Source organism: Pseudomonas sp. (assembly GCF_049300855.1).
GTDB lineage: Bacteria > Pseudomonadota > Gammaproteobacteria > Pseudomonadales > Pseudomonadaceae > Aquipseudomonas.
Genome location: NZ_JBAQKH010000035.1, coordinates 40,239 through 62,129, shown reverse-complemented (window position 1 = coordinate 62,129; position 21,891 = coordinate 40,239). Strand labels below are relative to the sequence as shown.

21 protein-coding genes, 4 tRNA genes and 1 pseudogene are annotated in these 21,891 nt (G+C 58.8%); 14 read left to right on the top strand and 12 right to left on the bottom strand.

The genetic code is table 11. The features are described 5' to 3' along the window. Window positions 1–15: 15 nt before the first annotated feature. The 4 genes from WA225_RS19965 to WA225_RS19950 all read left to right on the top strand — a co-directional run bounded on the left by WA225_RS19965 (window position 16) and on the right by WA225_RS19950 (window position 5,511). Window positions 16–888, top strand: a complete 873-nt coding sequence (locus WA225_RS19965; protein ID WP_422609261.1) for an oxygenase MpaB family protein — start codon at window positions 16–18, stop codon at window positions 886–888. Window positions 889–1,050: 162 nt separating this feature from the next. Then, on the top strand, window positions 1,051–2,067 hold the full coding sequence (locus tag WA225_RS19960) for a class I SAM-dependent rRNA methyltransferase (RefSeq protein ID WP_422609260.1): 1,017 nt from the start codon (window positions 1,051–1,053) through the stop codon (window positions 2,065–2,067). 199 nt (window positions 2,068–2,266) lie between these two features. Continuing rightward, complete coding sequence (locus WA225_RS19955) at window positions 2,267–5,215, top strand: DUF748 domain-containing protein (protein WP_422609259.1); 2,949 nt, start codon at window positions 2,267–2,269, stop codon at window positions 5,213–5,215. Continuing rightward, window positions 5,215–5,511: a DUF2845 domain-containing protein gene (locus tag WA225_RS19950; protein ID WP_422609285.1), complete on the top strand. Its 297-nt coding sequence runs from the start codon at window positions 5,215–5,217 to the stop codon at window positions 5,509–5,511. The genes WA225_RS19955 and WA225_RS19950 overlap by 1 nt, the downstream gene beginning before the upstream one ends. Before the next feature lie 285 nt (window positions 5,512–5,796). Here WA225_RS19950 and WA225_RS19945 read toward each other — a convergent pair whose 3' ends face one another. Both WA225_RS19945 and WA225_RS19940 read right to left on the bottom strand, forming a co-directional pair. Then, window positions 5,797–6,153: a BON domain-containing protein gene (locus WA225_RS19945; protein WP_422609258.1), complete on the bottom strand. Its 357-nt coding sequence runs from the start codon at window positions 6,151–6,153 to the stop codon at window positions 5,797–5,799. A 296-nt stretch (window positions 6,154–6,449) separates the two neighbouring features. Beyond that, entirely contained in the window at window positions 6,450–6,887 is a 438-nt protein-coding gene (locus WA225_RS19940) for a pilin (protein WP_422609257.1), read from the bottom strand. A gap of 225 nt (window positions 6,888–7,112) precedes the next feature. Between WA225_RS19940 and pilB the strand changes: the two genes are divergently transcribed. From pilB to yacG, 5 genes are read left to right on the top strand one after another with little or no spacing between them, the layout of a single operon-like run. Further along, entirely contained in the window at window positions 7,113–8,813 is a 1,701-nt protein-coding gene (gene pilB / locus WA225_RS19935; RefSeq protein WP_422609256.1) for a type IV-A pilus assembly ATPase PilB, read from the top strand. A 2-nt stretch (window positions 8,814–8,815) separates the two neighbouring features. Next, a complete protein-coding gene (locus tag WA225_RS19930) occupies window positions 8,816–10,033 on the top strand; it encodes a type II secretion system F family protein (RefSeq protein ID WP_422609255.1) in 1,218 nt (405 codons plus the stop codon). Window position 10,034: 1 nt separating this feature from the next. Next, window positions 10,035–10,907, top strand: coding sequence for a prepilin peptidase (locus WA225_RS19925; RefSeq protein ID WP_422609254.1), 873 nt, complete (start codon window positions 10,035–10,037; stop codon window positions 10,905–10,907). After that, the gene (coaE, locus tag WA225_RS19920) at window positions 10,904–11,527 is read left to right on the top strand and encodes a dephospho-CoA kinase (protein ID WP_422609253.1); all 624 of its coding nucleotides are present in this window, start codon (window positions 10,904–10,906) and stop codon (window positions 11,525–11,527) included. The genes WA225_RS19925 and coaE overlap by 4 nt, the downstream gene beginning before the upstream one ends. Next, entirely contained in the window at window positions 11,524–11,724 is a 201-nt protein-coding gene (gene yacG, locus WA225_RS19915) for a DNA gyrase inhibitor YacG (protein ID WP_007959585.1), read from the top strand. Before coaE ends, yacG begins: the two co-directional genes overlap by 4 nt. A 5-nt stretch (window positions 11,725–11,729) precedes the next feature. Here the strand turns inward: yacG and WA225_RS19910 are convergent, their stop codons facing one another. The 3 genes from WA225_RS19910 to WA225_RS19900 all read right to left on the bottom strand — a co-directional run bounded on the left by WA225_RS19910 (window position 11,730) and on the right by WA225_RS19900 (window position 13,164). Further along, complete coding sequence (locus tag WA225_RS19910; RefSeq protein ID WP_007909901.1) at window positions 11,730–11,945, bottom strand: hypothetical protein; 216 nt, start codon at window positions 11,943–11,945, stop codon at window positions 11,730–11,732. A 65-nt stretch (window positions 11,946–12,010) separates the two neighbouring features. Further along, window positions 12,011–12,700, bottom strand: a complete 690-nt coding sequence (locus WA225_RS19905) for an energy-coupling factor ABC transporter permease (protein ID WP_422609252.1) — start codon at window positions 12,698–12,700, stop codon at window positions 12,011–12,013. Then, window positions 12,697–13,164 carry an FAD/FMN-containing dehydrogenase gene (locus tag WA225_RS19900; protein ID WP_099757211.1) on the bottom strand — a complete coding sequence of 156 codons (468 nt, stop codon included), beginning with the start codon at window positions 13,162–13,164 and terminating at the stop codon, window positions 12,697–12,699. Before WA225_RS19900 ends, WA225_RS19905 begins: the two co-directional genes overlap by 4 nt. A gap of 130 nt (window positions 13,165–13,294) precedes the next feature. On the opposite strand from WA225_RS19900, the gene WA225_RS19895 reads away from it, so the two are divergent. The 5 genes from WA225_RS19895 (at window position 13,295) to WA225_RS19875 (ending at window position 16,730) form a co-directional block, all read left to right on the top strand. Then, window positions 13,295–13,921, top strand: coding sequence for a DUF1780 domain-containing protein (locus tag WA225_RS19895; RefSeq protein ID WP_007909887.1), 627 nt, complete (start codon window positions 13,295–13,297; stop codon window positions 13,919–13,921). Further along, on the top strand, window positions 13,918–14,445 hold the full coding sequence (locus WA225_RS19890; RefSeq protein ID WP_422609251.1) for an MOSC domain-containing protein: 528 nt from the start codon (window positions 13,918–13,920) through the stop codon (window positions 14,443–14,445). The genes WA225_RS19895 and WA225_RS19890 overlap by 4 nt, the downstream gene beginning before the upstream one ends. A gap of 51 nt (window positions 14,446–14,496) precedes the next feature. After that, entirely contained in the window at window positions 14,497–14,670 is a 174-nt protein-coding gene (locus tag WA225_RS19885; RefSeq protein ID WP_007909875.1) for a DUF3094 domain-containing protein, read from the top strand. 66 nt (window positions 14,671–14,736) lie between these two features. Next, window positions 14,737–16,035, top strand: coding sequence for an NAD(P)/FAD-dependent oxidoreductase (locus WA225_RS19880; protein WP_422609250.1), 1,299 nt, complete (start codon window positions 14,737–14,739; stop codon window positions 16,033–16,035). 287 nt (window positions 16,036–16,322) lie between these two features. Beyond that, window positions 16,323–16,730: an EF-hand domain-containing protein gene (locus WA225_RS19875; RefSeq protein WP_422609249.1), complete on the top strand. Its 408-nt coding sequence runs from the start codon at window positions 16,323–16,325 to the stop codon at window positions 16,728–16,730. Between the two features lie 63 nt (window positions 16,731–16,793). Here WA225_RS19875 and WA225_RS19870 read toward each other — a convergent pair whose 3' ends face one another. The 7 genes and pseudogenes from WA225_RS19870 to clpB all read right to left on the bottom strand — a co-directional run bounded on the left by WA225_RS19870 (window position 16,794) and on the right by clpB (window position 21,862). Then, on the bottom strand, window positions 16,794–17,657 hold the full coding sequence (locus tag WA225_RS19870; protein WP_371044025.1) for a methyl-accepting chemotaxis protein: 864 nt from the start codon (window positions 17,655–17,657) through the stop codon (window positions 16,794–16,796). Next, window positions 17,649–18,419, bottom strand: a pseudogene (locus WA225_RS19865) (MCP four helix bundle domain-containing protein); the annotation flags it as partial. The pseudogene WA225_RS19865 and the gene WA225_RS19870, both read right to left, overlap by 9 nt. A 164-nt stretch (window positions 18,420–18,583) precedes the next feature. Further along, window positions 18,584–18,660 (bottom strand) — tRNA-Pro (locus WA225_RS19860). Window positions 18,661–18,757: 97 nt separating this feature from the next. After that, window positions 18,758–18,833: transfer RNA gene (locus WA225_RS19855), tRNA-Lys, on the bottom strand. A 5-nt stretch (window positions 18,834–18,838) separates the two neighbouring features. After that, window positions 18,839–18,915: transfer RNA gene (locus WA225_RS19850), tRNA-Pro, on the bottom strand. A 9-nt stretch (window positions 18,916–18,924) separates the two neighbouring features. Next, window positions 18,925–19,000: transfer RNA gene (locus WA225_RS19845), tRNA-Asn, on the bottom strand. A gap of 297 nt (window positions 19,001–19,297) precedes the next feature. Continuing rightward, a complete protein-coding gene (gene clpB, locus WA225_RS19840; RefSeq protein WP_064118713.1) occupies window positions 19,298–21,862 on the bottom strand; it encodes an ATP-dependent chaperone ClpB in 2,565 nt (854 codons plus the stop codon). Between the last annotated feature and the right edge of the window lie 29 nt (window positions 21,863–21,891).

Here is a 21,891-nt window from a genome sequence, read left to right as displayed (position 1 = left end):
CAACACTGAGTGGTCATGGAATTCATCCGCAGTCGCATTGAAAACCAACTCATGAGCCTGACCGGGCTGTCGCTCGGCCAGCTCGATCTGGAAAACCCCAAGGGCGATCCCGGCCTGTTCGGCCCCGAATCGATCAGTTGGCAGGTGCACGGTGATTTCAGCAGCATGCTGATTGGCGGCATCAGTGCGCTGTTGCTGCAAGCCCTGCATCCACTGGCGCTGGCCGGGGTTTGGGATCATTCGAATTTTCGTCAGGACATGCTCGGCCGTTTGCGCCGTACCAGTCAGTTTGTTTCCGGCACCACGTTTGGCTCGCGCCGGGATGCCGACTGGTTGATCGAGAAGGTGCGCACGATTCACCTGCAAGTGGTCGGCACCGCGCCGGATGGCCGGCCCTATGCGGCGAGCGATCCGGATTTGCTCACGTGGGTGCACGTGGCCGAGGTCAGCAACTTTCTCGCGGCGCATTTGCGCTATCGCAATCCGCAATTGTCGCTGGCTGATCAGGATCGTTACTACGCCGAGATTGCGGTGATTGCCGAGCGACTCGGCGCGCGGGATGTGCCGAAATCGCGGCAAGCGGTGGCCGAGTATCTGCAACGCATGCGCCCGCAGTTGCTGTGCGACGAGCGCAGCCGCGAAGTCTTGCGCCTGCTGCTTGACGCGCCGGCGCCGAGCGTTATGGCGCGACCGTTTGGCGATCTGATGATGAAGGCCGGCATCGACCTGCTGCCGGACTGGGCCAGCGATATGCTTGATGTGCGGCAGAGTTCGCTGCAACGCCAGTTGATTCGCGCCAGTGTCAGACGCAGCGCGCCGATGCTGCGCTGGGCGATGCGCAATGGCTCGGTGCAACGTGCCAAACGCCGGATGGGCTTGCTGAGCTGAAAGCTTCGTCGGACGCCTTCGCGAGCAAGCTCGCTCCCACATGGGGTCTATGCTGCCAATCAGATCTTCTGTGGGAGCGAGCTTGCTCGCGAAGGGCGCAACTCGGTTACCCGCCAAGCTGCTAAACTCCCGCGCCCCCATTCTCTCCAGCAAGGCGCCCGCATGTCTTCCTTGAATCAGGCGCTGCGCGCCGCCCTCGATCAACGCCAGGATTTGCTGGCCGAGCTGCACCGCCAGGGCACCGATTGCTATCGGCTGTTCCACGGCAGCCAGGAAGGTGCCGGCGGCCTGACCATCGACCGCTACGGCCCGCAACTGCTGGTACAAAGCTTCCACCAGACGCTGGAGCGCGATGACCTGCTGCAACTGCACGCCATGGTCAATCAGACGCTGGGCCTGGAAACCTTGCTGGTTTACAACGACCGTTCCCGTGGCAATTCGCGCATTGATCGTGAAGACAGCGTCTACAAAGCCGATGAGGCAGCGTTGGTTGATCTGGTCGGTCACGAATGGGGCCTCAACTACCGGGTTCGCGGACGCCACGCCGGCCAGGATCCATTGCTGTTCCTCGACCTGCGCAACACCCGCGGCTGGGTCAAGGATCACGCCAAAGGCAAATCCGTGCTCAATCTGTTCGCCTACACCTGCGGCGTTGGCCTCAGCGCAGCTGCCGGTGGCGCGAGTGAAGTGTGCAATCTGGATTTCGCCGAAGGCAATCTGGCGGTCGGTCGCGAAAACGGTCTGCTCAACCCGCAACTGCCCGAGATGCAGTTCATCCAGTCCGATTATTTTCCGGCCATCCGTCAACTCGCCGGGCTGCCGATCAGCCAGCGCCGGGGACAAAAACTGCCGAGCTACCAGCGCCTCGATCAGCGCCAATACGATCTGGTCCTGCTTGATCCACCGGCCTGGGCCAAGAGTGCATTCGGCACCGTCGACCTGCTGCGCGATTATCAAAGCCTGCTCAAACCGGCGTTGCTGACCACCGCCGATAACGGCGTGCTGATCTGCTGCAACAATCTGGCGAAAGTCAGCATGGACGACTGGCGCGAACAGGTCCTGCGGTGCGCCGAGAAGGCCGGCCGACCGGTGCGCGAGTGGAGCGTGATGACTCCAGGCGCCGACTTCCCGTCCATGGATCAGCAACCGCCACTGAAAACCCTGATCCTGCAGTTATAAACAACCCTGTGGGAGCTGGCTTGCCAGCGATTGCGGTGGCTCAGTCAACAAAGTTGTCGACTGGTATGCCCTCATCGCTGGCAAGCCAGCTCCCACAGGGGTTCTGTGTTTTGAGACAAATCTGAACAATCCTGCAGCACGGCTATTACTTCGGAACCAGAATCGCGTGCCATACTCCAAGGCACTCCGATTCAGACAGATGAAGCCGCACATGCCCAAAGGATTGATTCGCGCAATTGGCGCCTTGTTGACTGCTCTGGCCCTCTACAGCCTGCTGGGGTTTCTGATTTTGCCGGGCATCGCCCTGCGTGTGGCCAATCAACAACTGGCCCATTACGCGACGGTGCCGGCACATATCCAGCGCATCGAGCTCAACCCGTTCAGCCTTGAAGTCACCCTGTGGGGACTGGTCATCGGCGAGCCGGGCAAGGAACAGATCGGCTTCGAACGTCTGTATGCCGACTTGCAAATCGACAGCCTGTGGACCAAGGCCCTGCATCTGGCCAACATCGAACTGGACAAACCAAAGACCGAAATCCTCTTCGCCAAGGACGGCAAGCTCAATCTGTTGGGCCTGTTCAATGTGCCGGCCAGTGAACCCACCCCGGCCGATCCGAATGCCAAACCGTTCCCGCTGCGCATCGACAACATCAAACTGGCCAGCGGCGTCGTGCACTTTCAGGACGTGCGCCCCAGCGAGCCGATCGAATTCCTCTACGACGACCTCAGCTTCGAACTGAAAAACCTCAGCACGCTGCCCGAAGACAGCGCCGACATGACGCTGGTCGCCATCGGTCCCGCTGGCGGGCGCATCGACTGGAGCGGCAACTTCAGCCTGATCCCGTTCACCTCCGAAGGCACCCTCAAAGTCACCGACGGCAAGATGAAAGCCTTCTGGCCTTACGTGCGTGATTCGGTGCCGCTGGTACTTGAAGACGGCGTGATCAGCCTCAGTACCGAATACAAACTCAATCTGTCGAAAGAAACCGAACTGCTGCTGAGCAACGTGGCGGTGAGCATCGCGCCCTTCGCGATCAAGGCACCCGATGGCCGCCCGCTGGCCAAGCTCGAACGCCTCGACGTCAGCGAAACCTCGGTGGATCTGGCCAAACAACAAGTGGTGGTCGGCAAGATCCGCAGCCAGAAACTGGAAACATGGGCCGCCCTCGAGGCCGACGGCCAACTGGACTGGCAGAAACTGTTCGCCAGCCAACCGTCAAAACCGGCCGCCAAAGCCGCCGCAGAACCGGCCAAGACACCGGCCGCTGCCGACTCGCCGAAAACACCGCCCGCGCCAGGCAAACCATGGCAAGTGCTGCTCAAAGACGTGCAGTTGCGTAACTACACCGTGCATCTGGCCGACCGCTCGGCGACGCCTGCGGTGGCACTGGATGTCACCCCGCTGAACGTCGACTTGCAGGATTTCGACAGCCTCAACGGTTCGCCCTTCAAGCTCAAGCTCGACACCGGCCTGGGCAAGCAAGGCAAGGTCAGCGCCGACGGCACGGTCAATCTCGCCCCGGTCAACGCCCAGCTCAACGTGAAAACCTCGGACATCGACCTGCGTGTCGCGCAGTCCTACATCAATCCGTTCATTCGCCTGGAACTGCGCAGCGGCATGCTCGGCAGTGACCTGAAAGTCAATCTGAAGAGCACCGAACCGCTGGCGCTCAGCGTCACCGGGCGTGCACAGATCGATCAACTGCACACCCTCGACACCCTGAAAACCCGCGACTTCCTCAAGTGGCAGCAGGTGGTGGTCGAAGGCCTGAACTATCAACACGGCGACAGCCTGTCGATTGACAAGGTCAACCTGTTCCAGCCCTACGTACGGTTCATGATCAACGATGACCGCACCACCAACATCGATGATCTGCTGATCCCTCAGCCTGCCGACAGCGGCGCAAAAAGTGCAGCGGCGAAACCGGCCAGCAACGACAAACCGCTGGGCATTCACATCGGTGGCATCGCGATCAATGACGGTTCGGCCAACTTCGCCGACTTCAGTCTGACGCCGAACTTTGCCACCGCTGTGCAACAGCTCAACGGCCAGATCGGCACCATCGACAGCCGTCAGGCAAAACCCGCCAGCGTCGACATCAAAGGCAAGGTCGACCGTTATGCGCCCGTAACCATCAAGGGCGCGGTCAATCCGTTCGACCCGATGGCCAGCCTCGACATCGCCACCAGTTTCAAACGCGTCGAGCTGACCACGTTGACGCCCTACTCCGGCAAATTTGCCGGTTACCGCATCCGCAAGGGGCGACTTAACCTCGACCTGCATTACCTGATCACCAAGGGCCAGCTCAAAGCCGAAAACAAAGTGGTGGTCGAGCAATTGCAGCTCGGCGAGAAGGTCGACAGCCCGGATGCCGTGAGCCTGCCGCTGAAACTGGCGATTGCCTTGCTCAAGGACGTCGACGGCAAGATCTCCATCGAGTTGCCAGTGACCGGCGACTTGAACAATCCGCAGTTCAGCGTGATGCCGATTGTCTGGCAGACCCTGCGCAACCTGATCGTCAAAGCCGCTGCCGCACCGTTCAAGATGATCGGCGGGCTGATCAGTGGCGGCGGCTCGGAAGACCTTGGCACCGTGTCGTTCGCACCAGGCTCCAGCGATTTGAGCAAGGATGCCGAAGCCGCGCTGGTCAAACTGTCTCAGGCGCTGAAGGAGCGTCCGGCGCTGCGCCTGGAAATCGAAGGCACGGCCGCCAAAAGCAGTGACGGGCCGTTGCTCGCCGAACAGCGTCTGGAACGCGAATACCAATACAACTACTACAAGATGCTCCAGCGTCGTGGCGATAAAGTCCCGGCTCAGGCGTCTTTACTGCAAGTGCCAGAGGGCGAGAAAGGCCCACTGCTCGAAGGCATCTACCGCACTCGTCTGAAAACCCAGCCACCGGCCGAATGGAAGGATCTGGGCAAGGAAGAACGCACGGCGAAGATGCGCGAAGGCGTGATTCAGTTCTGGAGTGGCAGCGATGTGCTGCTGCGTCAGTTGGGTCAGGACCGTGCCAGCAGCATCAAGGATTATCTGGTCGATAAAGCTCAATTGGCAGACGACCGTGTGTACTTCATCGACGCCAATCTCGGTGAAGCCGAAAGCGATGGCCGCGTGGTGACGCAAATGCATCTGGATGCCGAATGATGAGATTACCGTGGCTGGCCCTGATCGCAATGACGCTCGCGACCGGTCACGCCGCGGCATCCGACACGCTGCGCTGTGGCAGCCAATTGATCAGTCTCGGCGACCGCTCCAGCGAAGTCCTGCAAAAGTGCGGTGAGCCGGTCAGCCGCGATGTGTTGGGCTACAAACGCAGCGCCAATCGTCGCGAGGAATTCCAGGTCGAGGAATGGACCTACGGCCCGAGCAACGGCATGTACCAATACCTGCGCTTCGAAGGCAACCGCCTGCGGCAGATCAACAGCAAACGCGGTAACTGATCCAAATCACTTACCCATGTGGGAGCGAGCTTGCTCGCGAAGGCGTCTGGTCAGTCAAATCCATTGTGACCGGCATACCGCTTTCGCGAGCAAGCTCGCTCCCACAGTTGTTTTGCGGTGCCCTTCGATTCTTTCGTCCCTGAAATAGAACAGGCCCCGACACAAGTGGCGGGGCCTGCAATGGTCACCTCCGTGTGACCGTTCGCATGAACTCTAAAGTTGCGGCAGACGTATTGCTCGGCCCGTCTGTCGCGCCTTCTCCCGGTCCAGGCGAGAAGTCATGTCTTACTCGGCTTTCAGGCCGTCAGCGGAGACCGCTTTGACGCCTTTGATTTTCTTGGTGATAGCGACAGCGGTCGCTTTCTGAGCATCAGTTACCGCAACAGTCGACGACAGGGAAACCACACCTTTGTTGGTTTCTACTTTGATGTCGGTACCTGGAATGCCTTTTTCGGTGACCAGATCGCTTTTGACTTTGGTGGTGATCCAGGTATCGGAAGTAGCTTCTGATGCCTTGGTCATTTCACCGGCGGCCAGAGTCATTGGAGCCTGAGTAGCCTGGGTGGATTGTGCAAATGCACCGGAAGCCATGGTCAGGGTCAGCGCGGTAGCAGCAGCGGCAGTGATAGCGAACTTCTTCATACGAGTAACTCCTGTTTTTCTGGAAAGTCTGCTGGTTGTCTTGTCAGCAGGGTTACCAAGGTAGTTGCGAACGCTGTGCCAACTTTTTGAAAGACATAAAAACGATATAAATCAATAACTTACAGATAATGGAAAATTTCGGATTCATGCAAAATGCATGACTCGGGAAATATTCACATGCAAGTTGCGGTTTTTTGGAAAGTTCCTAAGACGCTGAAATTATTGAGACTTTTATTTTCACCGAGTAAAGAAAAATGCCCTGCGTGGCAGGGCATTCAGTCGTCACAAGCGAGCCATCACGTACCGCTGGCGGTACAGCCTTTTGGCGAATAATCCGGGTTAACAGTAGTGGCACAGGTCCAAGTGCCAGAGGTATTACCGGTAGCAGCGCCCGAACGAGTGAGGGTGACAGTTTTGCCCAGTACCGGTCCCGGAGCGTTTAGCAGTGTGCAGCTGATGCTGCCCGCCCCCGTCGCCGCTGTACCTGTAACCGCCACCGTACAGTTGGAGGTGGTGGTTGTACCGCCGTTCACAGCGGCTATATCCGGAGCGGTACCTTGGTTGATGGTGTCCTCGAACGGCACTTTCATCGCACTGATCTCCGCCAGCCCCGCCGTCACCTTCGACCGCGCCTGATATTTGGAATATTGCGGCAAGGCGATGGTCGCCAGAATCCCGATGATCGCCACCACGATCAGCAGCTCGATCAGAGTAAAACCTTGTTGTTTTTTCATAGACACGCTCCATGCATGAGTCGAAATCTCATGATCTGCAAGGGACGCAGCATAGGCCATGCCAATGCCTCCAGCCCCCGCCCATTGGGCGCAAAGCGTGTACAACGCCATTTCCTACAACCTGCAACCGCACTATCTGACACTTTTTGTCACCTGCACCCACCGTGTTTGGCGCTGTCACTTGACTAGGCTATAAGTCATGAACTGCAAGCGTGCGGAATCCCCATGAATGACATCGCTCTGAGCGGTCTGGCCAAGCAATTGGTCCAGGCCGAACTGCTCACGGAAAAAACTGCCCAGCAGGCCTGGCAACAGGCCCAGCGCAATCGCCTGTCGCTGGTCAGCTATCTGGTGCAGAACAAACTGGTGAAAAGCTCACAGGTCGCCGAGATCGCTTCCGAACATTTCGGCATGGCGTTTCTTGATCTCAATTGCCTGGACAAGGAAACCCAGCCCAAGGGACTGGTCAGCGAAAAACTCGTGCGCCAGCACCACGCCCTGCCTTTGTGGCGGCGCGGCAACAAACTGTTCGTGGGGATTTCCGACCCGAGCAATCATCAAGCGATCAACGACATTCAGTTCAGCACCGGCCTGAGCACCGAAGCCATTCTGGTCGAGGACGACAAGCTCAGCGACGCCATCGAAAAGTTCTTTGACACCCACGCCAGTGGTCTGGAGGACATGGCCGATGTCGATCTCGACGGGGTCGATGTCGAGTCCATCGACGACAACAAGCAAGACGCTATCGGCGGACTCGACGCCGACGATGCGCCGGTGGTGCGCTTCGTGCACAAGATGCTGCTCGATGCGATCAAGAGCGGTTCTTCCGACTTGCACTTCGAACCTTATGAGAAAAACTACCGGGTGCGGGTGCGCACCGACGGCATCCTGCGTGAAGTGGCCAAGCCGCCGATTCAACTGGCTGGACGCATCGCCGCACGCCTGAAAGTCATGGCCAGCCTCGATATCTCGGAACGGCGCAAACCGCAGGACGGGCGAATCAAGATGCGCCTGTCAAAAAGCAAGTCGATCGATTTTCGGGTCAACACCCTGCCGACCCTGTGGGGCGAGAAAGTGGTGATCCGGATCCTCGACCCCTCCAGTGCGCAGATCGGTATCGACGCACTCGGCTATGAGCCGGCGCAGAAAGAGTTGTACCTGGCCGCGCTGAAGCAGCCGCAGGGGATGATTCTGGTCACCGGGCCTACCGGTTCTGGCAAGACCGTGTCGCTGTACACCGGGCTGAATATTCTCAACACTGTCGACATCAATATTTCCACTGCCGAAGACCCGGTGGAGATCAACATGGAAGGCATCAATCAGGTCAACGTCAATCCAAGGCAAGGTCTGGATTTTGCTCAGGCGCTGCGTTCGTTTCTGCGTCAGGACCCGGACGTGATCATGGTCGGCGAGATCCGCGATCTGGAAACCGCCGAGATCGCGATCAAGGCTGCGCAGACCGGTCACCTGGTGCTTTCGACCCTGCACACCAACAGCGCCGCGGAAACCCTGACGCGTCTGCACAACATGGGCATTCCCGGCTTCAACATCGCCACTTCGGTCAGCCTGATCATCGCCCAACGCCTGGCGCGCAAATTGTGCAGCCACTGCAAGAAGCCCATCGAGATCCCGCGTGAAACCCTGATCAAGGAAGGTTTCCCCGAGGAACGCATCGGCCATTTCACGATCTACGAGCCGGTCGGTTGCGATCACTGCAACGGCGGCTACAAGGGACGCGTGGGGATTTATGAAGTGGTGAAAAACACCGCAGAACTGCAACGATTGATCATGGCCGAAGGCAATTCTCTGGAAATCGACATTCAAATGCGCCGCGACGGTTTCGACGACCTGCGCACCGCCGGGCTGCACAAAGCCATGCAAGGCATCACCAGCCTTGAAGAAATCAACCGGGTCACCAAGGACTGAACATGGCGGTCAAGGCAGTGAAAATCAGCGTCTATGCCTGGGAAGGTACGGACAGAAAAGGCAGCAAAGTCACCGGCGAGTTGAGCGGGCAAAATCCGGCATTGATCAAGGCTCAGTTGCGCAAACAAGGGATCAGCCCGGGCAAGGTGCGCAAAAAATCCGCATCACTGTTGAGCTTTGGCAAACGTATCAAAGCCCAGGACATTGCCCTGTTCACCCGGCAGATGGCGACGATGATGAAGGCCGGCGTGCCGCTGCTGCAGTCGTTCGACATCATTGGCGAGGGCTTCGAAAACCCGGCCATGCGCAAACTGGTCGACGAGGTCAAACAGGAGGTCGCGGCGGGTAACAGCTTCGCCACGGCCCTGCGCAAGAAGCCGCAATATTTCGACGAGTTGTACTGCAATCTGGTCGATGCCGGCGAGCAATCTGGCGCCCTCGATACGTTGCTGGAGCGGGTCGCGACCTATAAGGAAAAAAGCGAACGGCTCAAGGCCAAGATCAAAAAAGCCATGACCTATCCGAGCGCAGTGGTGCTGGTGGCGGCCGTAGTGACCGGGATTCTGCTGGTGAAAGTGGTGCCGCAATTTCAGTCGGTGTTTTCCGGCTTCGGCGCCGAACTGCCGGCGTTCACGTTGATGGTGATCAGCCTTTCGGAGTTCATGCAGCAATGGTGGTGGGCGATTCTCGGTGCGCTGGTCGCGGCGATTTTCGGCATCCGCCATGCACTGAAAACATCCCAGGCCTTGCGCGATCGTAAAGACACCTGGCTGTTGAAACTGCCGCTGGTGGGCACATTGATGTACAAGTCCGCCGTGGCCCGTTTCGCCCGTACCCTGTCGACCACGTTCGCCGCCGGTGTGCCACTGGTGGAGGCGCTCGACTCGGTGGCGGGGGCCACCGGCAATGTGGTGTTCAAACGCGCCGTGCTGCGGATTCGTCAGGATGTCTCGACCGGTATGCAGTTGAATTTTTCGATGCGCAGCACCGGCGTATTTCCGAACATGGCCGTGCAGATGACTGCGATCGGCGAAGAGTCCGGCGCACTCGATGAAATGCTCGACAAGGTTGCCGGCTTTTACGAGGAAGAAGTGGATAACATGGTCGATAACCTCACCAGCCTGATGGAGCCGTTCATCATGGTGGTGCTGGGCGTTATCGTCGGTGGACTGGTGGTGGCCATGTACCTGCCGATCTTCCAACTCGGCTCAGCGATCTGACATGCCTATCGACGAACTGTTCGCCCTGTATCCGCTGGCCTTTGTCGGCACCGCATTGCTGCTCGGCCTGGTGGTCGGCAGCTTCCTCAATGTACTGGTCTGGCGCCTGCCGAAAATGCTCGAGCGCGACTGGCGCCAACAGGCCCGTGATGTGCTCGGCTTGCCCGTAGAAGCGCCACTGCACACCTACAATCTGATGCTGCCGCACTCCGAATGCCCGCACTGCGCGCACCGGATCCGCGCGTGGGAAAACATTCCTCTGTTGAGTTACCTGTGGCTGCGTGGGCGCTGCTCGGCGTGCACTGCACCCATCAGCAAACGTTATCCACTGACCGAACTGGCCTGCGGCCTGCTCTCGGCATATGTCGCCTGGCATGTGGGGTTTGGCTGGCCGGCGTGCCTGCTGATCGTCCTCACCTGGGGCTTGCTGGCGATGAGCCTGATCGACACCGCGCATCAGCTGCTGCCCGATGTGCTGGTGCTGCCGCTGCTGTGGCTAGGGTTGATCGTCAACAGTTTCGGCCTGTTCGTACCCTTGCACGATGCACTGTGGGGCGCGGTCGCCGGTTACCTGGCGCTGTGGTCGGTGTTCTGGCTGTTCAAACTGCTGACGGGCAAGGACGGCATCGGCCACGGTGATTTCAAGCTGTTGGCGCTGCTCGGCGCGTGGGGCGGCTGGCAGATTTTGCCGCTGACGATCCTGTTGTCGTCGCTGGTTGGCGCCATCATCGGGGTAATTCTGCTGCGTCTGCGCGAGCAGAAAACCTCGACGCCGATCCCCTTCGGCCCCTATCTGGCAATTGCCGGCTGGATTGCCTTGCTCTGGGGTGGTCAAATAACCGACTTCTATTGGCAGTTTGTCGGTTTGAAATGAATACCCCTGTGGAAAAACCCTGGATTCTCGGCCTCACCGGCGGCATCGGCAGCGGCAAAAGCGCAGCGGCTCAGCACTTCATTGATCTGGGTATCCACGTCGTGGATGCCGATCACGCTGCCCGCTGGGTAGTCGAACCGGGTCGCCCGGCGCTGGCAAGGATTGCCGAGCATTTCGGCCCCAGCGTACTGCAAGCCGATGGCACGCTGGACCGCGCCGCGCTGCGCAAACTGATCTTTGAACTACCGGAGCAACGACGCTGGCTCGAAGCGTTGCTGCATCCGTTGATCGCCGAGGAGATCGCGCACCATCTGGCGCTGGCAAAATCGCCTTATGCGATTCTGGTTTCACCGCTGCTGATCGAATCCGGGCAATACACGATGACCCAGCGCATCCTGGTCATCGACGCCCCGCAGCAACTGCAGATCGAACGCACCTTGCAGCGTGACCAGACCAGCGAGCAGCAGGTTCAGGCGATCCTCAAGGCTCAATCGAGCCGCGAAGACCGTGTGAGCCGTGCCGACGACGTGGTGGTCAATGACCGCGACCTTGCCTGGCTGCACAGCGAGGTCGAGCGCCTGCATCACTTTTACCTGACTTTATCCGGAGGCCAAGCATGAGCCAGATCCCCACCGTAGAATGCCCAACCTGTGGCGCCCCCGTGGAATTCACTCCCGAGAACAAATTCCGTCCGTTCTGCTCCGATCGTTGCAAGCTGATCGACCTCGGCGCCTGGGCGTCGGAAGAACACAAGATTCCGGTCGCACCGGACGCAGAAGACGAACTGTTTTCCGGCGACTTCGATCCGCGTCACTGATCCGGTCAGGGCCGCATAAAGCCGTAGTCCTGATCGTCGTCGAGGTTTTCTGCGAGAAAACGCAACTCGTCAGCCAGGTCTTCGGCGTTGCGCACGGCCTTGCTCTGCTGCACCACCGCACTGAGCAAGGCGCGCAAACTCAAGCCCGGATCAAAGCCTACCTCCTGCGCCATGTCCAGACTCTGCCGGGTTTCCTGCCTTGCCCACTCGTAAACGCTCATGCCGCTGCTCCTGAAGAGATTTGCGCGAGCATGAAATTTCCCGCGCGTGGCGGGTTTGATGTGGATCAAGACTTCGGATCGTCGTCCTTCCAGGGCGCCGAAAGGTAGCGCGTGCGGTTGAAGGTCTCCAGCCATTCCGGGCTGAATACCACCAGCGCACTGACGATCATGCCGTTGATGAACGCCTCGGGGAATATCAGCAGCCACAGATAACCGATGAAATCCTCCAGCCATTCCGGCATGGCGAAGAGGCCGTCGTACCACAGCAGTGTCAGACTGAGGATCAGGCACAACAGGGCCGACAGCGCGGCGGCAAAAAATCCGCTACAGAAGATGTACACGAACGGATTGCGCGGTTGAGCACGCTCGACAAGGATTGCCACGCACTCGGTGACCAGCACCGGCAGCAAAATGAACAAGGCGCCATTGACCCCCATCGCCGCAAGATCCTGACGTCCGAGCAGCACCAGGCCGATTTGCGCCACCAGTCCGCCAACGATCGCCAGCGGCCAGTCCAGCAACAGGGTTACCGCCGTCATGCCGAGGAAGTGATACGACACGCCCGTGTCGAAATCCCTGCGCATCAACCACAACAGAAACAACGCAAACACGGTGCCGAACAGCAGATGCTGACGCCGGCTGTCGCTGAACAACTCGACCCATGGTGCACGCACGATTGCCCAGAGCAGCACCGGCAGATAAATCAGCCAGCCCAGCAGCAGGCTTTCATTTGCCAGCACCTCGACGCCGATCATGGGCGCGCCTTCTCCAGTGCCTCGCGCAGGTCACCCGCGTTGGCGTACTCACGTTGCGAGAGCAATCGACCGTCCTTGAGTTGCAACCACAACACCTGGCCTTCCGCGCCGGGATAGCGCGACGCAACCCGGCCTTCTCGATCCAGCATGACCCGATAGTGGTAGTCGCGCATGGCCGGTACGGCAAACATTTTGGCAATCAGCGCCGGCATGCGCTGGATGTCGGCAACGAACACCGCGTGACGGGCCTCCAGATAGCCCTTGGGTTGGTCCTTCAACGCTTCCTTGATCAGTTTGGCGCCGTCCATATCGCGTGCCACCAGCAGCGTGGTGGTGCTGTTGTCGAGGGTGAAGGGTTGCTCGTACTGATCGAGCAACGTCCAGGGAGCCAGACGCTCACCGGTTTCGAGTGCATGGGCACACAGCGGAAAAACAGCAAACAGCAGCAGCCAGCGAAATTTCACGATGAGTCCTCACGGTTTGGCGCAAATAATCGATTTCCATGAGTCTACACCGCCCTTCTCCACTGCCCACTGATGCACTTTGCCGCGGAACGCTTTCAGCTTGTCGCATTTGAACGCTAAGCTTGGGCTTATGGATGACTCAGATTATTTACGCCTGCTGACCATCGCGGCCGAGCAGGCCAACGCCTTTCTGTCCAATGCCCGCAAATGGGAGCGTGAGCGTTGGGTTTGCCAGCGCCTGCTGCAAGGCCTGAACATTCCCTACCGCGCCGACGAATTCGCGCCGGCCGGCGAACCGCCGGACGTACTGTTTCGCGATGCCAATTTCGAGGTGTTCTTCGTGCTCGATGAGGGGCGCCGGCTCAACGACGAATGGCGCGATGAATTACAGCGACGACGCAGCGCTTTCTCCCTGAGCCAACTGGTGCGTCGCGAAGCCAAACCCAAACGCATCCCGGCCAATGAATTCCTGCTGCGACTGGCACCAACCCTGCGCAAGAAAGCGCACAACTACAAAGAGCGCGGCATGGATTTGGGCGAACTGGACATCATCGCCTTCGCCAGCCTCAAACGAGAAGTACTGGATTTGAACAGCCATTTTCCACCGCCTACCGAATATCTGCGTCAGGGCTGGCGCTCGCTGTCGCTGGTCGGCCCGACCTTCGCCCGCGTGCTGTTCGCCCACCCGGACGCGCCGGATTTTCTGCGCAGCAACCTCGGTCGCAGCATCGTTTTTGATGTGGGAATCAGCCTGTGACACCACTTCAGCAATTGATCGCCGATGTACCGCAGACCGGATGCGTGCGCTGGATTGGCGTGCGCCCCGAGTCCCGTGGGCCGATGATCGAACTGGATGCCGTAGAGGCACGACTTGAAGCCGGACTGACGGGGGACCACGCCCGTCCCGGAGTGCGTAATGCACGGCAGGTGACACTGATTCAGTGGGAGCATTTAGCGGTGATCAACGCGTTGATGGGGCGCCCGGACGATCAACCGGTCAGGCCTGAAGATCTGCGGCGCAATCTGGTTATCAGCGGTATCAATTTGTTCAGTCTGAAAGGTCGGCGCTTTCGCATCGGTCAGGCAATATTCGAAACCACGGGCTGGTGTCAGCCCTGCGCACGCCTGCAGAACAACCTCGGCCCGGGCACCTTTCAAGCGGTGCGCGGCCATGGCGGAATTACCGCGCGGGTGTTACAAAGCGGGATCATTCGCCTCGAAGACCGGGTGAGCGTCGAACCGGTTCCGGACAGCGGCTATGCTGCGTTCAACCCCGGATAAAAACCGCTGTAGCTTCTGCCCATTCAGCAACGTCTACCTGACGAGGCAAATATGACCAGCCGCCTGAACCCCGAAGACCAGAAACATGTCGAAGAGTACCTGCAACTGTCCCAACACCGAGTCGAGCGCCGGCCTTTCCGGCCGTGGATGCTCCTCGTGCTGGTGCTGGCAGTGACCATTGGTCTGGGCCTGTTGAGCCGATTTATCAGTTACCTGACGCTATGAGCTGCCTGGCGCTCGCTTGGGTAATGACGACAAAGATTTCCTTTAAAAACCTTGCGAGTTATCCCCATGTCCCATCGTATTGTTATTGTCGGCGGCGGCGCCGGCGGTCTGGAGTTGGCTACCCGCCTGGGTAAGACCCTGGGCAAGCGCGGCACGGCCAGTGTGATGCTGGTCGACGCCAACCTGACGCACATCTGGAAGCCCTTGCTGCACGAAGTGGCCGCCGGATCGCTGAACTCTTCCGAAGACGAACTCAACTATGTTGCCCAGGCGAAATGGAACCACTTCGAGTTCCAGCTGGGGCGCATGAGCGGGCTCGATCGCGCACAGAAAAAAATCCAGCTGGCCGCGACTTACGACGAAAACGGCGTCGAACTGGTACCGGCGCGTGAAGTGCAGTACGACTCACTGGTGATCAGTGTCGGCAGCACCACCAACGATTTCGGCACCCAGGGCGCGGCGCAACACTGCCTGTTCCTCGACACCCGCAAACAGGCAGAGCGCTTCCACCAGCAACTGCTCAACCACTATCTGCGTGCTCACGCCGGGCAAACCGATGTGGTCGAGCAGATCAGCGTGGCGATCGTCGGTGCCGGCGCGACGGGCGTTGAACTGGCGGCAGAACTGCACAACGCTGCCCATGAACTGGCGGCTTATGGCCTGGACCGGATCAAACCGGAAAACATGCACATCACCCTGATCGAAGCTGGTCCACGGGTGTTGCCCGCCCTGCCGGAGCGCATCAGCGGGCCGGTGCACAAGACCCTGGAAAAACTCGGGGTGAATGTGATGACCAATGCCTCGGTCAGCGAAGTGACCGTCGACAGCCTGATCACCGCCGACGGCAACGAGATCAAGGCCAGCCTGAAAGTCTGGGCAGCGGGCATTCGCGCGCCGGGGTTCCTCAAGGACATCGACGGTCTGGAAACCAACCGCATCAATCAACTGCAGGTATTGCCGACGCTGCAAACCACCCGCGACGAGAACATCTTCGCTTTCGGTGACTGCGCCGCGTGCCCGCAACCGGGCACCGATCGTAACGTGCCGCCGCGTGCGCAAGCCGCGCACCAACAGGCATCGCTGCTGGCCAAGTCGCTGAAATTGCGCATCGAAGGCAAGACCCTCCCGGAGTACAAGTACACCGATTACGGCTCGCTGATCTCGCTGTCGCGCTTTTCGGCGGTGGGTAACTTGATGGGCAACCTGACGGGTAGCGTGATGCTCGAAGGCTGGCTGGCGCGGATGTTTTACGTGTCGCTGTATCGCATGCACCAGATGGCGTTGTACGGGCCGTTCCGCACGGCGATGTTGATGCTCGGCAGCAAGATTGGCCGTGGCACTGAACCGCGCCTGAAACTGCACTAAAACCTGTGGGAGCGAGCTTGCTCGCGAAAGCTTTTGATCAGTCGCAGCAACATTGACTGACAGAACGCTTTCGCGAGCAAGCTCGCTCCCACAATGTTTTGTGTTGATCGAAAGATCTGTTTCTTACTGTATCCCCGCCCCACATTTCCGACCTTCGCTTACAAACTCCCCCGCTGCACGACACAGACGCGATACACCGCCACCGCTTAATGGCCACACCCGAGCAACACCTGCTCAGGCAAGTATCCTTAACGTGTGGTTGCGCAGCGCAGCCCAGGAGAATGTAAATGTCCCGTACTTCAACTCTCGCTAAAAACTCCCTTGGCCTGGTCGGCGCGGTTCTGGCTGGCGGCCTGATGTTGTCAGGCTCGGTATTCGCCGCGCAGCCCTTGACCCAGGGTTACATGGTCGCTTCGGCAGAAACCTCGGTGAAAGCCCCTGAAGGCAAATGCGGCGAAGGTAAATGTGGCGACGCGTCGATGGCCAAGACGGACAGCGACGGTGACGGCAAGGTCTCCCGTGCCGAATTCCTCAAAGTCGCGCCGAAGTCCGATTTCGACAAGATCGACACCAACCATGACGGCTTCATCGACGAGCAAGAGGCCTACAACAACGTGAAGGCCAACTTTGAAGCCAACGGCAAGAAGATGCCGAAAGGCCTGTTTGAACACCTGAAAGACCAAGACGGCGCCTGATCAGCAGAAAAAACCAAGCCGCGCTTCTCTACGCAGAAACGCGGCTTTTTCACGTCTGCCCGTTTATAACTGGAAGCGCCGCACCATGCCCTGCAAGGCGTTGGCCAGTTGCGACAACTCATGACTGGAGGCACTGGTCTGGTCGGCACCGGCGGCGGAGCGTACCGACAAATCACGAATATTCACCAGATTGCGATCCACTTCCCGCGCGACTTGCGCTTGTTCTTCCGCAGCGCTGGCAATGACCAGATTGCGCTCATGGATCTCGTGCACCGAAGCGGTAATGGTTTGCAGTGCCTCACCGGCGCGCTCAGCCAGCGCCAGCGTGGTGGTCGCCCGCGCCGTGCTCGCCTGCATCGAGTCCAGCGCCAGGCTCGAACCGCTGCGCATGCCCTGGACCATCTGCTCGATCTCCTGCGTCGATTGTTGCGTGCGATAGGCCAGCGCCCGCACTTCATCGGCCACTACGGCGAAACCTCGGCCGCTCTCGCCGGCGCGCGCTGCTTCGATCGCCGCGTTGAGCGCCAACAGATTGGTCTGCTCGGCGATCGCTCGGATCACGTCGAGTACTTTGCCGATGTCCTGCGATTGGTTAGCCAGTGATTGCACCAACTCACCGGTCTGTTGCACATCGCTGGCCAGGGCATTGATGGCCGTGGCGGTCTCACTGACGCGCACTTGACCCAGATGCGCCGACTCGCTGGACTGACGGGTTGCGTCAGACGTCGACACCGCATTGCGTGCGACCTCTTCCACCGCTGCTGTCATCTGGTTGACGGCCGTCGCGGCTTGTTCAATTTCATTGTTCTGCTGTTGCAGCCCCTGCGTGCTGTCGAGCGTTACCGCGTTAAGTTCATCGGCGGCGGTCGCCAGTTGCGTGGCCGAACCACTGATGCCTTGTAGCGTCTCACGCAGGTTCTGCTGCATGGTCGCCAGGGCTTTGAGCAAACGGCTGACTTCATCGTTGCCATGGGTTTCGATTGGCCGGGTCAGATCACCCTGCGCCACACTTTCTGCGGCGCTCACTGCACTGCTCAGCGGGCGAACGATGCTGCGGGTGAGCATCATCGCCAGTGCCACGGTGGCCAGTGCGGCCAAGGCAATGAACAAGCTGACGATCGTGCGCGAGTTTTCGTAGTGCGCAGCGGACTTCTGGCTTTCGGCAGCGACCTGTTTGGCGAACAGGTCCGCCAGGTCGTTGAGTTGCTTGCCGGAGCCATCGACCACGGTTTTCATGTCGACCAGCAGCAACCTGGTCAGCTCATCACGCTTGCCTTGCTCCGCGAGGGCAAAGGATTGAGCAATACCACTGCGATAGGCGGCGAAGGTTTTCTTGAACTGGTCGTATAGCTGCTGACCTTCCGGGGTGTTGACCAGTTTGTCGTAGGCGGCGATTTTCTCGCTCAGCTCCTTGTCGCGGGTGTCCATCTGGCTGCGGTAAGTCGCAATGTTGGCCGGATCCTGATCCAGCGCCATGCGCAGCGAAATGGTGCGGATGCGCAACATGATCTCGCGAATCTCGTCGCCGCCACGAATGCTCGGCAGCCACTGGTTTTCTACCGCGACCTCACTGTCGCGAATACTCGACATCTGCCCCAGCGCAAACACGCCGAGCAAGGCCACCAACACCGCGATCAGGGCGAACCCCAGGGCCGCCCGGGGAGCAATATTCAACTGACGAAGCAACATGACGAACGCCCTTATTCTTGTATTGGCCAGATTCAAGGGGCGAAGCCATGGCAGTCCCCTCGTGTTAGCGGGCTATCGGCAGGTTGTATGATGACTTGAAGGGGAAATGAGTTTTTGTCGGACAAAAAAAATCCCCGTATCTTTCGATACGAGGATTTTTAATATGGTCGGGGTAAGGGGATTCGAACTCCTGACATCCTGCTCCCAAAGCAGGCGCGCTACCGGACTGCGCTATACCCCGGTAAAAAAAAGGCGACCTTTCAAAGATCGCCTTCTTCGATCAGCGCTTTTGGCCTCTGATCTTAAGATTCGATCCCAGCGTTAACTGGTTTCAAAAATGGTGGGTCGTGTGGGATTCGAACCTACGACCAATTGGTTAAAAGCCAACTGCTCTACCAACTGAGCTAACGACCCAAAAATGGTCGGGGTAAGGGGATTCGAACTCCTGACATCCTGCTCCCAAAGCAGGCGCGCTACCGGACTGCGCTATACCCCGGTTTGAAATTGGCTCCGTGACCAGGACTCGAACCTGGGACCCAATGATTAACAGTCATTTGCTCTACCGACTGAGCTATCACGGAACTACATATTTCAATTTACAACAGTGAAACTTGTTGCTTCCAGTCACTCGTTCGCATCGCTGCGTTCGTGTGTCTGAGGCGCGCTATTCTACAACCTAGAACACCTCTGTCAACCCCCTAAATTGCTTTCAAGTTAATGATTTGCAACTTATTTCAGATTTCAGCTCAGTGAGTTGAAACCGTCTTGGCGACTGACTGCGGGGCGCACTTTACAAGCCTTTTCCTTTGAGTTCAACAGCCTAACGAAAAAAAAGGCCCCACAATGTGGGGCCTGCCAATTTTCATTGGCGTTTGGACTTAGTTGAAAACGATTTCGTCGTTCTCGACCTTGCCGGTTGCCGTGTCGCCCGGCATGAAATGACCCGAAAGGATCAACTGCGCCAGCGGGTTTTCGATCCAGCGCTGAATTGCCCGTTTCAAAGGACGTGCGCCATACACCGGGTCGTAGCCAACGGCGATCAGCTTGTCCATCGCTTCGGGGCTGAGTTCCAGCTTCAACTCGCGCTCGGCCAGACGGCTGCGCAGACGGCCCAACTGAATCTCGGTAATGCCCGCGATCTGATCCCGCGCCAAAGGCTCGAAGATCACCACTTCGTCGACCCGGTTGATGAACTCCGGACGGAAGTGCGACGTCAGTGCATCCATCACCGCTGCGCGCTGCGCCTCACGATCACCGACCAGTTCCTGGATCTGTACCGACCCCAGGTTCGAAGTCATGACGATCACGGTGTTGCGGAAATCCACCGTACGGCCATGGCTGTCGGTCAGGCGACCATCCTCAAGCACTTGCAGCAAGATGTTGAACACATCCGGGTGCGCCTTCTCGACTTCGTCCAGCAGGATCACCGAGTAAGGCTTGCGACGCACAGCCTCGGTCAGGTAACCGCCCTCTTCGTAGCCGACGTATCCCGGTGGCGCACCGATCAGCCGCGCCACGGAATGTTTCTCCATGAACTCGGACATGTCGATCCGCACCATCGCCTCTTCCGTATCAAAGAGGAATTCGGCCAGCGCCTTGCACAGCTCGGTTTTACCGACACCGGTCGGGCCGAGGAACATGAACGAACCGCTCGGACGATTCGGATCGGACAACCCTGCACGCGAACGCCGTACTGCGTTGGCCACCGCGACCACTGCCTCTTCCTGACCGATCACCCGTTTGTGCAACAGGCTTTCCATCTTCATCAGTTTGTCGCGCTCGCCTTCGAGCATTTTCGACACCGGAATGCCGGTCCACTTCGACACGACTTCAGCGATCTCTTCCTCAGTCACCTTGCTGCGCAGCAACTGGTTTTCGCTCTTGCCGTGCTGGTCGACCATTTGCAGGCTGCGTTCCAGATCCGGGATCACCCCGTACTGCAACTCGGCCATGCGGTTCAGGTCGCCTTTGCGGCGCGCGGCTTCCAGTTCCTGACGCGATTGTTCGATCTTCTGCTGAATCTGTGCAGAACCCTGCACCTCGGCTTTTTCCGAGTTCCAGATTTCTTCCAGATCGGAATACTCACGTTCGAGACGGACGATTTCTTCCTGGAGTTTCTCCAGACGTTTCATCGCCGCTTCGTCGCTTTCTTTCTTCAGCGCCTGGGATTCCACCTTCAACTGAATCAGGCGACGTTCCAGACGATCCAGCACTTCCGGCTTGGAGTCGATTTCCATGCGGATGCGGCTGGCGGCCTCGTCGATCAGGTCGATGGCCTTGTCCGGCAATTGCCGATCGGTGATGTAGCGATGGCTGAGCTTGGCCGCGGCAATGATCGCGCCGTCGGTGATCGCCACCTTGTGGTGAACTTCGTAACGCTCTTTAAGGCCACGCAGGATGGCGATGGTGTCTTCTTCGCTCGGCTCATCCACCAGGACTTTCTGGAAGCGTCGTTCGAGGGCCGCGTCCTTCTCTATATATTGGCGGTACTCGTTGAGCGTGGTCGCGCCAACGCAGTGCAACTCGCCGCGCGCCAGTGCCGGCTTGAGCATGTTGCCAGCGTCCATCGAGCCTTCGCCCTTACCGGCGCCGACCATGGTGTGCAGTTCGTCGATGAACAGAATGATCTGCCCTTCCTGCTTCGACAGCTCGTTGAGCAGCGATTTCAGGCGCTCTTCGAACTCACCGCGATACTTGGCACCGGCAATCAGCGCACCCATGTCCAGCGAGAGCAGACGCTTGCCTTTGAGGCCGTCCGGCACTTCGCCGTTGATGATGCGCTGGGCCAGACCTTCGGCAATCGCAGTTTTACCCACGCCAGGCTCGCCGATCAGCACCGGGTTGTTTTTGGTGCGGCGTTGCAGAACCTGAATGGTGCGGCGAATTTCGTCATCACGACCGATCACCGGATCGAGTTTGCCGTCTTCGGCGCGCTTGGTCAGGTCGACGGTGTATTTATCCAAAGCCTGGCGCGACTCTTCGTGGTTGGCGTCATTTACCGCTTCGCCACCGCGCAGGTTGTTGATCGCGTTTTCCAGGGCCTTTTTGCTCACGCCCTGGCCGAGCAGCAACTTGCCGAGTTTGCTGTTCTCGTCCATCGCAGCGAGCAGCACCAGTTCACTGGAGATGAACTGATCGCCCTTCTGTTGGGCCAGACGGTCAGCCTGATTGAGCAGACGCGCCAGATCCTGCGACATGTTGACGTCGCCGGTCGGGTTCTGGATTTTCGGTAATTGGTCGAGCTCTTTGGTCAGCTCTTTGCGCAAGCTGTTGACATCGAAGCCCACCTGCATCAGCAGAGGCTTGATCGAACCACCCTGCTGTTCAAGCATGGCTTGCATCAAGTGCGCCGGCTCGATGGCCGGATGATCGTGGCCGACTGCCAACGACTGGGCGTCGGACAAGGCCAACTGTAATTTGCTGGTTAAACGGTCTATTCGCATAAGTCACCTTCCTTTTGAGCAGGCCGGAC